14 protein-coding genes are annotated in these 13,778 nt (G+C 40.2%); 3 read left to right on the top strand and 11 right to left on the bottom strand.

Going from position 1 to position 13,778, the window contains the following annotated elements; genetic code table 11:
- Positions 1 to 41: 41 nt before the first annotated feature.
- From glmS to cdaA, 4 genes are all read right to left on the bottom strand, one after another.
- A complete protein-coding gene (gene glmS, locus FC73_RS03975) occupies positions 42 to 1,859 on the bottom strand; it encodes a glutamine--fructose-6-phosphate transaminase (isomerizing) (protein ID WP_010021894.1) in 1,818 nt (605 codons plus the stop codon).
- Positions 1,860 to 2,061: 202 nt separating this feature from the next.
- Complete coding sequence (glmM, locus tag FC73_RS03970) at positions 2,062 to 3,414, bottom strand: phosphoglucosamine mutase (protein WP_010021892.1); 1,353 nt, start codon at positions 3,412 to 3,414, stop codon at positions 2,062 to 2,064.
- 17 nt (positions 3,415 to 3,431) lie between these two features.
- A complete protein-coding gene (locus tag FC73_RS03965) occupies positions 3,432 to 4,403 on the bottom strand; it encodes a CdaR family protein (RefSeq protein WP_010021891.1) in 972 nt (323 codons plus the stop codon).
- 2 nt (positions 4,404 to 4,405) lie between these two features.
- Complete coding sequence (gene cdaA, locus FC73_RS03960) at positions 4,406 to 5,254, bottom strand: diadenylate cyclase CdaA (RefSeq protein ID WP_010021889.1); 849 nt, start codon at positions 5,252 to 5,254, stop codon at positions 4,406 to 4,408.
- Positions 5,255 to 5,421: 167 nt separating this feature from the next.
- Here cdaA and FC73_RS03955 point away from each other — a divergent pair, with 167 nt between their 5' ends.
- On the top strand, positions 5,422 to 6,072 hold the full coding sequence (locus FC73_RS03955; RefSeq protein WP_010021887.1) for a DUF1361 domain-containing protein: 651 nt from the start codon (positions 5,422 to 5,424) through the stop codon (positions 6,070 to 6,072).
- Between the two features lie 37 nt (positions 6,073 to 6,109).
- Here FC73_RS03955 and FC73_RS03950 read toward each other — a convergent pair whose 3' ends face one another.
- Together FC73_RS03950 and murB are read right to left on the bottom strand one after the other, a co-directional pair.
- Positions 6,110 to 8,221 carry a cation:proton antiporter gene (locus FC73_RS03950; RefSeq protein WP_010021885.1) on the bottom strand — a complete coding sequence of 704 codons (2,112 nt, stop codon included), beginning with the start codon at positions 8,219 to 8,221 and terminating at the stop codon, positions 6,110 to 6,112.
- 14 nt (positions 8,222 to 8,235) lie between these two features.
- On the bottom strand, positions 8,236 to 9,135 hold the full coding sequence (gene murB, locus FC73_RS03945) for a UDP-N-acetylmuramate dehydrogenase (protein ID WP_010021884.1): 900 nt from the start codon (positions 9,133 to 9,135) through the stop codon (positions 8,236 to 8,238).
- Positions 9,136 to 9,234: 99 nt separating this feature from the next.
- On the opposite strand from murB, the gene FC73_RS03940 reads away from it, so the two are divergent.
- Positions 9,235 to 10,005, top strand: a complete 771-nt coding sequence (locus tag FC73_RS03940) for an exodeoxyribonuclease III (protein ID WP_010021883.1) — start codon at positions 9,235 to 9,237, stop codon at positions 10,003 to 10,005.
- A 14-nt stretch (positions 10,006 to 10,019) separates the two neighbouring features.
- A complete protein-coding gene (locus tag FC73_RS03935) occupies positions 10,020 to 10,553 on the top strand; it encodes a 3'-5' exonuclease (RefSeq protein ID WP_010021882.1) in 534 nt (177 codons plus the stop codon).
- 18 nt (positions 10,554 to 10,571) lie between these two features.
- On the opposite strand, the gene FC73_RS03930 is transcribed toward FC73_RS03935, so the two are convergent.
- From FC73_RS03930 to smpB, 5 genes are all read right to left on the bottom strand, one after another.
- Complete coding sequence (locus FC73_RS03930) at positions 10,572 to 11,054, bottom strand: GNAT family N-acetyltransferase (protein WP_010021881.1); 483 nt, start codon at positions 11,052 to 11,054, stop codon at positions 10,572 to 10,574.
- Positions 11,044 to 11,520 (bottom strand): tRNA (adenosine(37)-N6)-threonylcarbamoyltransferase complex ATPase subunit type 1 TsaE, encoded by a 477-nt coding sequence (gene tsaE / locus FC73_RS03925; RefSeq protein ID WP_010021879.1) that lies wholly within the window; start codon positions 11,518 to 11,520, stop codon positions 11,044 to 11,046. The genes FC73_RS03930 and tsaE overlap by 11 nt, the downstream gene beginning before the upstream one ends.
- Before the next feature lie 15 nt (positions 11,521 to 11,535).
- Positions 11,536 to 12,510, bottom strand: a complete 975-nt coding sequence (pta, locus tag FC73_RS03920; protein ID WP_010021876.1) for a phosphate acetyltransferase — start codon at positions 12,508 to 12,510, stop codon at positions 11,536 to 11,538.
- 2 nt (positions 12,511 to 12,512) lie between these two features.
- Positions 12,513 to 13,214, bottom strand: coding sequence for a uracil-DNA glycosylase (locus FC73_RS03915; RefSeq protein WP_010021875.1), 702 nt, complete (start codon positions 13,212 to 13,214; stop codon positions 12,513 to 12,515).
- 83 nt (positions 13,215 to 13,297) lie between these two features.
- Positions 13,298 to 13,771 carry an SsrA-binding protein SmpB gene (smpB, locus tag FC73_RS03910; RefSeq protein ID WP_010021874.1) on the bottom strand — a complete coding sequence of 158 codons (474 nt, stop codon included), beginning with the start codon at positions 13,769 to 13,771 and terminating at the stop codon, positions 13,298 to 13,300.
- Positions 13,772 to 13,778: the final 7 nt, after the last annotated feature.

Below are 13,778 nucleotides of genomic sequence, written 5' to 3'. Positions count from 1 at the left end.
AAAAAGAAGAAGTTACCAACAAGTAACCCCTTCTTTTAAAATTATTCAACTGTAACACTTTTAGCAAGATTTCGGGGACGATCAACGTTCAATCCCTTATTCAGACTAGTGTAGTAAGCAATCAATTGAGCTGGAATAACACTTAACAGTGGTGTTAACAATTCATCAACATCGGGAATGACGAACGTATCACCATCCTGAGCTAGACTCTGACGGACAATTGTAAGTGCATTGGCACCACGCGCAGCGGTCTCTTCCAAGTTGCTGCGGGTTAATCCCGCCGTCTTCTTTTGCGTAATGATACCGATCACAGGTGTTCCCTTTTCAATCAATGCAATCGTTCCATGCTTCAATTCACCAGAAGCAAATCCTTCGGCATGAACATACGAAATTTCCTTTAGCTTTAAGGCAGCTTCAAGGGAAACGGTGTAATCAACACCCCGTCCGATGTAGAAAGCCTGTTTAGCATTGACAAAGTACTTTTTAGCAATTTCATCAATCTTATCTTTTTCTTCAACGATGGATTGCATTCCGGTAGCTACCAATCCTAGTTGACGACCTAGGTCGAAATCTTTGGCAACTTGACGATTACCACGCATTCCCACTGCCTTAGCCAAGATAGCTTGAATGGCAATTTGAGCAGTATAAGCCTTAGTGGAAGCCACTGAAATTTCAGGACCAGCATTAAGCAGCATTGTATACGTTGCTTCACGTGATAACGTTGAATTAGCAACGTTAGTGATCGTTAAGCTTGGAAAATGCTGCTTGTTAACGTTCACTAGAACCTCACGACTATCAGCCGTTTCCCCACTCTGAGTTAGGAAAATAAAGAATGGCTTCTTAGGAAGAAGTGGTTCTTCATAGGCAAACTCAGAAGAAACGTGTACTTCAGTTGGAATCCCAGTGTACTTTTCCATCAATTCTTTTCCAACCAGACCAGCGTGATAACTAGTACCAGCACCAACGATATAGATACGATCAGAATCAAGAATGTTATCCATTAAACCACAACCGACGTTCATGTTTCCATCCGCATCAAAGTATTTTTTGACTAATTTTCTCATCACGTTGGGTTGTTCATCAATTTCTTTAAGCATGTAGTAAGGATATGTACCCTTATCAGAAGCACTTGGATCAATAGTAACCTTGAACTGATTCCGCTTAGCGGGCTTCCGCTTTTCATCTAAGACGGTTACACTATCTGGTTTAACGATGGCAACGTCTCCATCAACAACTTCCAAGAAGGTGTCGGTGACATCTAACATGGCAATGGAATCAGAACATACCACGTTGAAGCCATCACACAAACCGATCAACATTGGACTCTTGTTTTTAGCGGCATACAAAGTATCGGGATCATCTCGATCCATTAAAATGAAAGCATAAGAAGAATTCTTAAGTAGCGAAAGCATCTTAATGAAAGCATCCTTCGTAGTCATTCCATCTTCAGTGACAAACTTATCAACCAACTGAACGGCCACCTCAGTATCGGTTTGACTGTGAAACTTAACGTTTGGTAAGTATTCTTTCTTCAATTGTTCATAGTTTTCGATCACACCATTATGAACTAAGTAGAAACGGTCATCGTCTGAAAACTGTGGATGAGCATTATCGATGTTAACGCCACCGTGAGTAGCCCATCGTGTGTGTCCAATTCCAGCTGTACCCTGAACTTCTGGTCCAATCTTTTTCTTTAAATCGTCGATACTTCCAGTGGTTTTCACTAAGTAATCTTTGTGGTCCTTACTATCCACAAAGATTCCCGCTGAATCATATCCTCGATATTGTAATTTTTCTAATCCATTAACTAAAATGGATGTTGCATTCTTATTGCCTGTAACTCCAACGATTCCGCACATGGGAATGACCTCTCTTTAAAATTGGTATAGATGTATTTAAACTTTATTTATATACTTAACATCTTTGATGATAATGGTTTCACAAGTGTTTGTCAAACATAAGTTGAAATTGGTATAGCACTGATAAAGAAAAATTTAACGTAAATTTAAACATAATAAAAGAGTTAACTCTCGTTAACTCTTTTATTAACTAATCATTAAATTATTCAATTCCCATATCATCTCTAACGACGTCCGCAATTTCATTAGCATACTTATCGCTTTCTTCTTGAGTAGGCGCTTCAACCATTATTCGGAGCAGTGGTTCAGTCCCACTAGGACGAACCAACACTCGTCCGTTTCCATTCATTTCATTTTCAACTTTCTCAATTGCTTTCTTAACGTCATCATGATCCATGGCATGTTTTTTATCAGAAACTTTCACGTTCACTAGGCTTTGCGGATACTTCTTTACTTCATCAGCTAGTTCGGAAAGTGGTTTACCAGTATCTTTCATGATGTGCATTAATTGTAAACTAGTTAACATTCCATCTCCGGTGGTATTGAAGTCCAGGAAGACAACGTGTCCAGACTGTTCACCACCAAGGTTATAACCGTTAGCCTTCATTGCTTCAACGACGTAACGATCACCAACTTTGGTTTTGACACTGTTCAAACCGTTAGCTTCCATGGCTTTATACATTCCCAGATTACTCATCACCGTCGTCACAATCGTATCATGCTTTAAACGACCATTGGCATCCATGTACTTTCCACAGATATACATAATCTTGTCACCATCGACAATATTACCCTTTTCGTCAACCGCAATACAACGATCACCATCACCGTCAAAGGCAATCCCAAGTTGTGAACCATTTTCAACTACCATTTTTTGCAATTGTTCGGGATGAGTTGAGCCAACGTGATCGTTAATGTTTAATCCATTGGGTGAGGTGGCCATAGTTTTAAAATCAAGTCCAAGGTCAGCGTACAAACGTGGAACTAAATTACTAGTAGCACCATTAGCAGCATCAACTGAAACTTTAATCCCACTTAATTCATCTGGAATGGTTTGAGACAAGAAATGAAGGTACTTCTGGGAAGCTTCACTATATTCAGCCGCAGTTCCTAATCCTTTAGCTGAAGGACGTGGAAGGTTATCTTGATCACTTTCAAGAATTTTCTCAATGTCCGCTTCAATGTCATCAGATAACTTATATCCATCACCACCAAAGAACTTAATGCCGTTAAATTCAGCTGGATTATGCGAGGCTGTAATCATGACTCCCGCATCAGCGCTTTGATCACGCACTAAGTATGCAACTCCTGGAGTTGTGACAACTCCAAGCTGGACAACTTCAATGCCAACGGATAACATTCCAGCTACTAATGCATCTTCCAACATTTGACCAGAAATGCGAGTGTCCCTTGCAACCAACACACGTGGTTGATGATCAGTCACACTATGCTTAGTTAAAGCATATCCACCAGCTCGTCCAGCGCGAAAAGCTAATTCAGGAGTTAGCTCTTTATTAGCCACTCCCCTAATTCCGTCTGTTCCAAAATATCTCATAAATACCTCACTTTGATTTACTTATCCTTTACGTCTACTTGTACTTTCACCGTTGATGGATCCAGTCCACTCACCTTAGAATTACCGGTATCAAGCGAAACCGTCTTGGTGTTCTTACCGGACATCTTACTAACATCGACGTCAGCATTAACTGAATTAATCCCACTAATAGCATTCTTATCACCTAACAGTAAGACATCAGATGGATCACACTTCACGTCGTATGTTTTATCATCTTGCTTATTATTTAAGTTAACTTTGACTGGCACTCTCTTATTATCACCCGCTGAGACAGGTAAATCAACTGAACTTGTAGATGGAGTGATAATTACATTAATGTTTTTCCCTTTTTTATCTAGAGCTTCGATCACCGCATCCTGTTTTACATCACTTTTGGTGTTGGGCTTTAGACTTATCTTAGCCACCACTGAATCGATGCGATTAATTTGATCAATTGGACCAGTTACCTTAGCCGAGCTAACGTCAGATGATGCTTTCCCAACTTTATATCCTGAGGCAATGTTTTTCTTATCGTACGTAGCCTTTACCGGGAATTTCACCGTCCGTCGTGGTTGAATATTCACATGAATCTTGGATGGCTTGATTTTACTATGGATATCAGAATTAAGTCCCTGTTGCTGAAGTTTCACCGTGTGCTCACCTGGGCCTAAATTACCAAGGTCAGCATAGACCTTAAAATTCTGAGTGTTAGCGGTGGTCGTAACCAAAGCCGATGGCCCAGACAATTGAACGTTCACTTTTTCTGGATAACCAATCACAAAGTACTTGTCTGAATTGACATTCAGTTGCAATGGAACCGAGAGATCCTTCGACTTATTTGCTGCCATCTGAGTGGTATTAGTTGAACTACTGGTGCTATTAGTTAATCCCATATCATTTTTACCATCATGGACATAGAAGAACAGTGCGAAGGTAAAAATCAGTGCCAAGATAGCGTAAAACCACTTACTTTGAAAGAACTTTTTCATAGCTACTTGTCACCTCCGAAATGTTTCTGGAAGAAACTAATCGCACGCGTTACGATGGTTTGATGTTGATTCGGATGTTCCCTAGGAATCAACTGACTCCTCAAGTACTTCAAGTAATCCTCTTGGGTCATTCCCCGGAGAAGCTCATTATTTCTAGTAATTGAGACCTCACCCGTCTCTTCTGAAATAACGATTGTTAAAGCATCTGAAACCTCCGAGATTCCCACGGCAGCACGATGCCTAGTTCCTAACTCTTTTGGAATTAGATTACTTTGCGATAATGGCAAGTAAGCCGCAGCTGCGGCAATCTTATCATCCTTAATGATGACCGCTCCGTCATGCAAGGGAGTATTGGGAATAAAAATGTTAATCAATAACTGACTGGAAATATCTGCATCAAGTTTGATTCCAGTTTCAATGTATTCTTCGAGTCCCGTATGCATTTGGATGGTAATCAAAGCTCCAATTCGGCGTTTGGACATGTATTGAATGGCACCATCCAAGGCTTTAATCATCCTTTCAGCCTTTTCATCCTGGTTCTGAGTTGACCTAAAGACTGATCCACGACCTAATTTTTCAAGTCCCCGGCGAATTTCGGGTTGAAAGATGATGATACATCCAATTACTCCCCAGTTGATAATTTGGTCCAGAATCCACGAGACCATGGTTAATCCCAAGTACCAGCTGGCAATTTTGGCGATAATAATGACAATGATTCCACGCAATAACTGCACCGCACGAGTGCCACGAAGAAGCATTATCAATTCATAAATAATGAGCCAAACAACTAATATATCAATTAAGTTGCTTAGATTATGTAACGTAAACAAGCTACTCCAATCAATCCCCATAGCACAACCTCCAGTTTGTATATTATTATATCACTGAATTATTACCTAAATAAAGGCACTTCGCTAATTCCAAATATTAAAAAATTTTAATTCTATAGTTAAATTTCTAGTTTTTTTCTTTAATTTGGGGTTTAATTTATATATAGAGGAAAAGGGGTCGAATTATCATGTCACAAAACAAAAAATGGCAAGTTAGAATATTTTTCATCGGATGGATGGTGCTACTGTTCTTATTCCTTCGTGATACACGATTTGGATTTTTAGCACTGAATACACTATTGGGTTACATTACCATTGAATTGAGTTTTCACATTGGCAATAAACCTCATCAAAATAGTTTTGTTTTTTGGCTTTTGTCACTTCTGTGGTTACTTTTCTATCCAAATTCACCTTATATTCTAACCGACCTTCTGCATCTCGCCTGGTTACATCCAGACGAAGCTAATGGCCTCCTTAGACTGGATCCGCATGTGTGGTTTTTGTACACCTGTTTAATGATTAGCGCACTAAGTTGCGCGTTCATCGGTTTCTGGAGTTTAGTCCATGTTGCTAAAGCCATCGATGTCAAGATCCATTTGCCAGGCAACTTTTCGAATTTCGTTACCATTGTCATCTTAACGGTAGCCAGTTCAATCGGATTGTTCATAGGCAGATTCATGCGAGTTCATACCATTTACCTGATTCTTTCACCCCGAATGTACATTCGACCATTCTTAAACATGTGGAACATGCACATGTTGGTCTTTGTCTTTTTGATGACCGTTCTTCAGTTGATGATATATTGGATTTACACCATTATTAGTAATAACAAGGAATAACCAAAAGGCCTTACACTTTAAAAGTGTAAGGCCTTTTTTAGTTATCACTTAACATTAATGTTTCCTTATAATTAATATCCTGACGCAGGTGCAGCCCCATTGCGTGGCTAACTTTACGATTGTTAATCAACCTTTCCACCGCGCGTCGCTCAGCTTCAAGTGCAATTGAACGAAGCCGTAGAAGCTGGTACTCATATTCCTCGTCATCCTCATCAGGATCATTGTAGGAATGAGCTCGTTCAATCTGACTTTGATAAAAGGTAATAATAAAGTGAATAATTTGTGAATCAAAATCCTGCTCGTTGATGTCACTTCGACTCAAAAAGTCAGAAATGGCATCAATAGCAGCCTGATCACCTACTACCGTGACCAACCGTAATTCACTCTTCGTTTTCTTACTTTCGGACTCACTAACCTGCCAACTCTTAATGGAATGAAGGATCGACGAGAACCATCCTGGATAATACCAGTGGTTCTTTTTGTATCCATCATAACCGTTCGCAAACATCCGACGTTCTTCCCGGTTAATCCGACGATTGGCAATCCAGTACGTATCTTTAGAAATTTGTTTTTCTCGATACAGTTCTTTAATGGCGTCTCGTTTCCCTTCTAAAGCGACCCGTCTTAAACTCAATTCTTCGTTTAACGACTTACTTTCTGCACTATCGTCCCGAGTCTTACGCAAAAGATTTCTTAACTCAACTTGATAGTCTAAAACCGTGTCGTAAACCGCACGTTCGTTATCATTCGTTTTGTTATTTTCAAGACTTGCAATGGCACTTTTGATGATAAAAATGCGCGCATCGTCCTCTGAAACGTAACCCGCTTGTTCGTCCTTTTCGTCTTCTGTTTCGTCATCATCTTCGTCTTTATCAATCAAAGAGGCCCGAGTCTCAAGCGGACTAGCACCAGGCGAGATAATTGGCAAAATAATCGTTGCAGCCACTAAACTAATGACAATTACCATTGCCGCAATGAAAAGCATTAGCGAACGATCCGGAAAGGCTTTTCCATCCGATAAGAGAGCAGGAACAGAAAGAATTCCGGCCATCGTAATGGCCCCACGTACTCCTGAAATTCCGGCTAAAAGGGCCACCGACAAACTTGGCTTTCGATTGGAACGTTTGGTTACATAGTATGAAAATAACTCATAACCTAAAATCCAAACCACTCGAATTACCAATAGGGCCACCCAAACTGCGAAGGCAATTCCGAATGATGCTAGAGTTCGATACTCTGATCCATTGATAACAACCCGGGTAGCAACTGGCAGCTCAATCCCTAGAATTAAAAAGACAATTCCATTTAAACAGTACACAATGACATCCCAGGTTCGATTCGTTAATAGGTTTACCTCGGGTGACTTAGTGTTAGCAACATTGGTCTGCAAATGATCAATAATTCCAGCCGCAACGACCGCAATCACTCCCGAGGCATGCAAAGCATCTTCTGCAATGACGTAGATAATAAACGGGGTCAAGATATGGAGAACCACATTAAAGATAACATCGTTAAAATGGACCTTTAATAGTAAGTTTCGTAAAACAATGATCAGCGACATGCCGACAATTCCAATAATCAAACCTACCAGCGCGGTATAGACAAAGTCAACCGCTGCATTTTTCAAAGAAAAATATCCCGTTACAACCGCTGCAATTGCATACTTAAACGCAATTAGCCCACTGGCATCGTTTATCAAACTTTCTCCAGATACCAGATGCAGGATGTTACTTGGTAGATGAACTCGTTTTGAAATTGATTGGACGGCAATCGGATCGGTGGGAGATAGAATGGCAATTAAGGCAAAACAGGCCGCTAGTGGCATCGATGGCACTAGCCAATTGACAAAATAACCACCAATAATGGTCGTAATAAAGACTAACCAGATGGCATTTTCAAAAATCGGTCCTCGCAATTCCCACAACTCACGCTTCGGAAAATCTCGTCCATCATTGAATAGTAGTGGGGCAATGAACAACAGTAAAAACCAGTCAGTGTTTAAATCAATCTTAAACTTAAAGAAAAGAGCTAATCCTAAACCAAGTAAAATTTGAATTAAACTAACCGGAATTTTCGTGACATAGTGGGAGATAATGCTAGAAAGCAGGACTAAAACGATTAACGTGATGACTGCTTCAACTATTACCATATGCTACTTCCCTCCTATTTTGGTTCACCAATGATCCTGACTTCGGTTTCAAGGTGAACCTGATTATCATGATAAACCGTTTCTTGAACGTGTTTGATCACATTTAAATAATCGGTAGCGGTGGCACCACCAACGTTAATAATAAATCCAGCGTGCTTCTTAGAAACTTCAGCTCCACCAGATCGATATCCCTGCAGGCCAGCATCATGGATTAGTTTACCAGCAAAATAACCCTTGGGACGTTTAAAGACACTTCCACATGAAGGCCACTCTAAGGGTTGTTTCGATCTTCTGAGGTAGTTTAGATGATCCATTTCACTCTGGATTTCTGGCTTATTACCAGGTTCCAACTTGAAAGTGGCTTCTAGTACCACATCACCATAGTCTTGGATACTACTATGACGATACCCAAAATCCAATTGATCATTATTTAAAACAATGATCTCACCCTGTGGGGTTAAGACCGTTGCTGACTCCAAAATATACTGAGTTTCCCCACCGTAAGCTCCAGCGTTCATGAACACACCACCACCGACACTTCCTGGAATTCCAGCCGCAAATTCTAGGCCGGTTAAGCCAGCTTTTTGAGCGGCTTTAGTTACGTCAATATAAGCAGCTCCTGCTTCCGCAATCACCCGATGGTCCTCAGTTCGAATGGCATTCATTTTAGTGAGGATAATTGTTAATCCCCGAATTCCGCCATCTCGAACAATCAGATTACTGGCATTACCCAGCACCGTAATTGGCATTTTAATTTCGTTTGCATAGTTTAATAATTCTTCGGTTTCTTTAAATGATGAGGGAAATGCGAGAAAATCAGCTTTTCCACCAGTCTTAGTCCAAGAATAATTGGAAAGTGGCTCATCTTTTAAGATTTCAATCTCCTTGAATTTGTTTGTTAAGTCTTCAACCATCGTCATTTTCCTTTCTAAATATACACACTATATTCTAGCACGTTATCATTATTTAAACACTTCCGATCGTGATATACTGGCATTGAAGGAGGGGATACAATGAATTTTATCTCATGGAATGTAAATGGTTTACGATCCGCAGTTAAAAAGAATTTTTACGAATTTTTCAATGAAATTGATGCTGACTTTTTTAACGTCCAAGAAACTCGGGTTCATGAAAATGATATTGCTTTAGAAGTTCCTGGTAATTACTATCAATACTGGGATTCAGCTGAACGCCCCGGTTACGCTGGAGTAACAACTTTCACAAAGCACAAGGCTCAAAACGTCATTTATGGCGTTGATGGGACTGATACTGATGTTGAAGGTCGTTGCCTAACCCTTGAATATCCTGACTTTTATTTAATTAACACGTATGTTCCCAACTCAGGCGAAGAGTTACAAAGACTTGATTATCGCCTTGATTGGGACCAAAAATTTATTACCTTTGTTAACAAACTTACTGGCACCAAGCCAGTCATAATTGGTGGTGACATGAGCGTCGCCTACCAGCCAATCGATATTGACGATCCTGAAGAAGATCATCATAAAGCTGGGTACACACAACAAGAACGTGATGATTTTGGTCGTCTTTTAGCTTCAGGATTTGTCGACACATTTCGAGCCCTCCATCCTCATCAAAGTGGTGCCTACACTTGGTGGAGTTATAGATACGACGAACGAGCACGTGATCGTGGTTGGAGAATGGACTATTTCCTAGTTTCTGACTCCATTCAAAACGACGTGGCTGAATCAAATATTTTAGGTAACGTGATGGGTTCGGATCACGCTCCAATTCAATTAATTACTGACGGACTTAAACTTAATTAGAGAGGATCATTTAAATGAATTTTGCGGCAATCGACTTTGAAACCGCTGCTGGGAAGCGTGCTAGTGCATGTTCGGTTGCACTAACGATCGTAAGAAACGACGAGGTGGTTGATGAATTTTACTCATTAATCAACCCCGAATGTGAGTTTAACTGGCGAAATATCAACGTTCATGGTATTCACGAAAAAGATGTAGTCGATTCACCAACGTTTCCAGAAGTTTGGGACCAAATTAATCCCCTCTTCGATCGAAACAAATTGGTAATTGCTCATAACAATAACTTCGATAACAGTGTCTTAAAGAAAAGTTTGGAGCGATATGGTTTAAGACAACCTCACTACCAAACTCTTGATACCGTTAAAACTTCAAAAAAGTTTTATCCTGGATTTGTTAATCATAAACTAAACACGGTTAGTCAAAATTTAGGGATCGAATTACAGCACCACCACAACGCCTTAGACGACAGCCTAGCGTGCGCTAATATCCTAATTTACGAATACCAACAGTTTGGTAAAAATGCCATTAAACCGTTTGTTAAATCCATTTAAAAAGACTGAGATTTATTCTCAGCCTTTTTTTATGTTCATTTTCATTTCAATTACATGATCATCTTGACCAGTAACAACAAATCCTAGTTTTTTATACAATCGAAACGCGCCCTGGTTGGCTTTTAGAACCGATAAAGTTAATTCGTCCAATTGACTAAAATTAGCAATCCAATCAATGGCTTCTTGAATCAAGTAGGTGCCAAGTCCCATGTCTTGATAGTCGGATAAAATTGCCACTCCAAGTTCACCGACAGTATGAGCAACCTGACTGATACTTAAAACTCCGATTAGCTTTGTTCCAGCAATCGCCACCATAATGAGATTAGTCCCCGTAGCGTTAACAGCATCAATCGCCTCAGCTTCGGTTTCAGCAGTCAACTGATCAACCTGAACGTCAGTGGTGAAATTTTTCGATTCTTTACTCAACTGTTTCATTAATTTAATTAATGCGGCAGCATCCTTAGAATTAGCTGCTCGAATTGTGATTTCATCATCTGCCAAGGTTCAAATCCCCCGACTTTAGAATCGCATTAAAGTGATCACCACTAGCAGTCATTTCAATCGTCCGATCATTATCACCTAACTCATCATTTCTGGTGAACTTAATCCGTAAGTAATCATCAGGAAGTTCATCCTCCGCAAATTTCGACCATTCCACAACACTCACTCCATCACCATTGAAGTATTCGTTTAAACCCAACTCGTCGGCTCCGCCTTCTTCAAGACGATAGACGTCCATGTGATAAAGGGGTAATCGCCCGTTCTTGTACTCCCGAATAATGGTAAAGGTAGGACTTTTAATGTTTCGCTTAATGCCAAATCCTTTACCCAGTCCTTTTGTAAAGGTTGTTTTGCCCGCACCCAGATCACCATCAAGTAAAATGACATCTCCGGCTTTTAAATCTGGAGCGAGTTCCTCACCTAATTTTTCGGTTTGTTCAGGACTATCGACTTTAAATTTAATCAAATAAATCGCCTCGAATTAAAGTGCTTGAGTAGCCGTAATGATGGCTACCTTGTAGACATCTTCAGCATTGCATCCTCGCGATAAGTCAGAAACAGGTTGATTTAATCCCTGAAGAATTGGCCCAATGGCTTCAAAACCACCCAATCGTTGGGCAATCTTGTAACCAATGTTTCCGGACTGAAGCTCTGGAAAGACAAAGACCGTTGCCTGACCAGCAACATCTGATCCTGGTGCCTTACTCTTAGCAACCGAGGGAACAATGGAAGCATCAAACTGCAATTCACCGTCGATCGGCGTGTCTGGATCCAACCTTTGAGCAATCTTAGTTGCGCTTTGCACCTTATCAACTTCAGGACCCTTTGCCGAACCCTTCGTTGAGAAACTTAGGAGAGCAACCTTAGGGTCAATATCAAACAAACGGGCTGTATGAGCACTTTCAACCGCTACCTCACCGAGTTGTTGATCGTCTAACTCAATGTTAATGGCACAATCGGCAAACAAGTAACGTGTGTCACCCTTTTGCATCACAAAGGCCCCACTAATTAATTTTACTCCTGGTTTAGTTTTAATAATTTGTAAAGCAGGACGAACAGTGTCACCAGTAGGATGAGCTGCCCCTGAAACCATTCCGTCAACGGTTCCCATGTATACCATCATAGTTCCAAAGTAGTTGGGATCTTTTAACCACTCACGGGCGGTCTTTTCATCGGTTTTGCCATTTCGGCGCTTAACCAATGAATCAACCATTTGGTTAAATGTTGCTGGATCAACATTATTAATATCAATAATTGTAATCCCATCTAAATCAATCCCATTTTCATCAGCAACCTGTTTAATTGCCTGAGGGTCACCTAATAACGTTGGCTCAACCAGATGGTCTTTCTTAAGTCGGCTTGCGGCTTCAACAATTCGAGGATCTTCTCCTTCGGGAAATACTAATTTGATGTTCTTACCATTGATCTTTGCTTTCAAACTATCAAAAAGGTCCATAATTAACTCTCCTTATTAGTGGCAGTGACATGTTCTGGTAATTTCCAGTTAATTGGTTTCTCCCCCATCGCTTCAAGTGCTTCGTTCGTTTTTGAAAATGGTTTGGAGCCAAAGAAACCACGATTAGCAGATAAAGGACTAGGGTGAGCAGATTGAATGACAATGTTAGCGTCGGTATTAATCAATTTGATTTTATCTCTAGCAGCACGTCCCCATAGAATGAAAACAACGGGTTCGGGTCGCTTAGAAAGTTGCTCAATCGCATAATCAGTTAATCTCTCCCAACCTTTTCCACGATGAGAAAATGCAACTCCATCTTGAACGGTCAAAACCGAGTTCAGCAACAAAACGCCTTGTTCAGCCCAGCTCTTTAAGTAACCATGGTTAACCGGTTTAATCCCAAGATCACTTTGTAGTTCCTTATAAATATTTTTTAGTGATGGTGGAACAGCGACACCTGGCATCACCGAAAAACTAAGTCCATTAGCTTGATGTGGGCCATGATAGGGATCTTGACCTAGAATAACGACCTTCACCTTGCTAAACGGAGTCCACTCAAATGCTTGAAAAATGTGATGCATTTCTGGATAGATGGTTTTATTATTGTATTCTTCCACCAAGAAATGTCTTAATTTTTGATAATACGGTTTCTTAAATTCTGGCTCCAATACTGGCCACCAGTCATTATGAATAAATGGTTTCACTTCCAACACCTCAATTATATTTTACCATAAGAGAGCGCTTTCTTGGTAAACAAAAAAAGAGTACCAAAGCACTCCCTAATTAATTAGTAATGTTTCATAACACGATCAATCTGCCGTTGAGTATCACGTTGCTTGATGGTTTCACGCTTATCGTATTCACGTTTACCCTTAGCCACTCCGATAAGCACCTTAGCATAACCGTGTTTTAGATAAACCTTCAGGGGAACAATGGTAATTCCCTTAGTCAATGTGGCTTCACCAAGCTTCTTGATCTCTTTTTTATGCAACAATAACTTTCGATTACGTAATGGATCATGATTAAATTGATTTCCTTGTGCATACTCACTAATGTGAACGTTCATCAAATATGCCTGTCCGTTTCGAATCTGCACAAAGCCATCCTTTAAATTCATTCGACGTGCTCTAACCGATTTAATCTCAGTTCCAGTTAACGATATTCCAGCTTCATAGGTGTCTGAAATAAAGTAATCATGCCGAGCCTTTCGATTGGTTGCCATTACATTTTTTTCAGTTGGTTGATGCTTTTTTCTAGCCATGATCCCA

Origin of the sequence: Fructilactobacillus fructivorans (assembly GCF_001434095.1) — a bacterium.
Taxonomy (GTDB): domain Bacteria; phylum Bacillota; class Bacilli; order Lactobacillales; family Lactobacillaceae; genus Fructilactobacillus; species Fructilactobacillus fructivorans.
Note: the sequence above shows the minus strand (reverse complement) of the source record. Positions and strands in the feature narration are given on the sequence as shown.